This is a genomic window from Candidatus Cloacimonadota bacterium, from assembly GCA_011372345.1.
Lineage (GTDB): Bacteria > Cloacimonadota > Cloacimonadia > Cloacimonadales > TCS61 > DRTC01.
In genome coordinates this window covers 1-2,822 of sequence record DRTC01000023.1, presented here as the reverse complement: position 1 = coordinate 2,822, position 2,822 = coordinate 1, and the positions used below count along the sequence as shown (strand labels likewise).

Below are 2,822 nucleotides of genomic sequence, written 5' to 3'. Positions count from 1 at the left end.
CAAGAACTAATGCTTATACTTTCACAGTTGCTTCGAACATTCCAGATAATCATCCGATCCATTTTGATGCTGCGATCAGTTGTGATGAAGATTCGTGGAATGATGCTATCGATCTGACAGCTTCCAATCCTGCTGATATTACTGTAAATCCAATCCAGTTTGATGAAACTTTACAACCGGATGAAACATCTTCAGATAATTTGAATATCGGAAATACGGGTGGAGCAACTCTTGATTATAATGCAGAGATTACAGAAACTACAAGAAGTCCGTTATTAAGAGATATAATAAATAATTCAGAAGATATTATTCCTGGAGATGAAAGTTTAAAAATACCTTCGGGAATTATCTATGAATACACTTCTCGTGCTTATTGTTCTGCTTCCGGAGGTTGTGATGAATATATCAGTCGTATTCAAGTTGGAGATATCGATAATTCATCTACAACTTGTAACGGCTATTCTGACTATACTTCCATTTCAACAGATATGACCATTGGAACAGGATATAGTTTTATTCTGACGATCGGTAATCCATACACAAGTGATCAAGGCGGATTATGGATCGATTGGAATCAGGATGAAGATTTTGAAGATGCTGGTGAGACAATTACCACCAGCTGGTCCGGAACAGGACCTTACTCAACAACAATCACACCTCCCGAAGGAGCATTAACAGGTCAGACAAGAATGCGAGCAAGACTTACCTGGAACACAACACCAACGGCTTGTGGAACTCATACTTACGGAGAAGTCGAAGATTATACCGTAAATGTTGTTTCTTCCGGACCTGAATGGGTAACTATCGATGGTAGTTCGATTGTCAGCGGTTCCATTGCAGCAGGAGCTGGTGATGATGTGATTACTGTCGGATATAATTCAACCGGTTTAGCTGAAGGAATTTATACTGCAGATATAGAAATTACCAGCAACGATCCTGACGAATCGCCAATCACAATTCCGGTTACTTTAACAGTCGATTCCGGCGGAACTCCCGAACCTGATATTCTGGTAAATCCAACTTCTCTGACTCAAGAATTAGAACCGGGCCAAACTGATTCTCAAACTTTTGATATTACGAATAACGGTGATCCGGGAACAACTCTAACATACAATATCACCTGGGAATATACAACAACGAGAAGTTTCGATCTGGAGTCCAGACCGGAAGATATGTCAGTTGCTGAATATATGAGATTATACAGTAATACGAGGGACGAAACCTGGCTTGATGTTAGTCCAACTTCAGGAAGTTGTGTTTATAATGAAACAGACCCCATAACCTGCGATTTTAATTCTGCAGGCATGACGGATGGAACTTATACAGCTACGGTCACGATCAGCAACAATGCCGGAGCAGATGAATATGTTTATGTTACACTCGATGTGGAAACACCGGGCGGAACAACACCTGTAAATCCTCGCGCAATCGCGGAATTTGAAAAGAAGGAAGGTGTTCTGGTTCGATATCCGTTTGGGGTTCCTGTTTCCTTGATCGCAGAAATGTCGGAAGATGTGATGGTTACAACTATTGTTGCTGATGCCAGTGAAGAAGCAACAGTGACCAGCATTTATAGCTCAAATGGCGTGAATATGGCAAATACGAATTTTGAATATTCACCAACGGATACATATTGGATCAGAGATTATGGTCCCTGGTGGGTTGAAGACGGAACAGACGACATTTCTGTTATTGATTACACTTACAATCGTCCCCGTCCGAATGATAATGCAATTCCCGGTGAAATGGCTACCTTCTTTAGTGAAAATCTTTATCTGATGGGATTGGAACATACCGGTGGAAATTACATGACCGACGGCATGGGAATCGCTGTTTCTACGGATTTGGTCTGGGATGAAAACAGTTCTCTTTCTCATGCTCAAATCGATCAAATGATGTTAGATTATCTCGGTATTCAAACCTATCATGTTGTCGCCGATCCAAATAACGATTATATCAGACATGTCGATTGCTGGGGAAAATTCCTTGATGTTGATAAATTATTGATCAGGGAAGTTCCCACAAGTCATTCCCAATATGACGAGATCGAAGCAACTGTCGATTATTTTGAAGTTCAAACTTCATCTTACGGAACACCTTATGAAATCTATCGTGTTAATACTCCCAATGATGAACCTTACACAAATTCATTTATCCTGAACGATAAAGTATTTGTTCCGACTATGAATTCTCCTTCGGAAGATGCTGCTGCTATTGCTGTTTATGAAGCTGCAATGCCAGGTTATGAAGTTCTTGGATATTATGATTCGAGTTGGGAATCAACCGATGCTATTCATTGTCGATTAAGAGGAGTTGCTGATAGGGAAATGTTACATGTCGATCATGTTCCTCTTTCAGGAACTGTTCCTAATACACGAGTCGATTATGAGATCGATGCTACAATTGTTGCTTATAGCGGACAACCTTTGGTAGCTGCTTCATTACTCATATATTATAGAGTTGATGGAGGTTCGTATACATCTGTTACGATGACACATCAAAGCGGAAATACTTATCAGGGAATTATCCCTGAACAAGCAGGTGGAAGTGTAATCGATTATTATATTTATGCAGAGGATCAATCTGGAAATAGCACCAATCATCCGTTTATAGGCTCATCTGATCCTCATTCATTTACAGTTGATGGAGATCCTCCTGTTCCGGAAATAACCGTAACATCTCCCAATGGAGGAGAAGATTGGGAACTCGATTCAACTCATAACATCACCTGGACAAGTTCCAATACGAGCGGAAATGTGAAGATAGAACTTTATGATAATGGAAGTTTTTATAACACCATAATCAGCAGTACAACCGATGAT

The 2,822-nt window shown here is 40.2% G+C and carries 1 protein-coding gene; it reads left to right on the top strand.

All coding sequences use genetic code 11. The features are described from left to right. Positions 1-2,822: hypothetical protein (locus ENL20_00440; GenBank protein ID HHE37029.1), on the top strand; the 2,822-nt coding region annotated here is incomplete at both ends.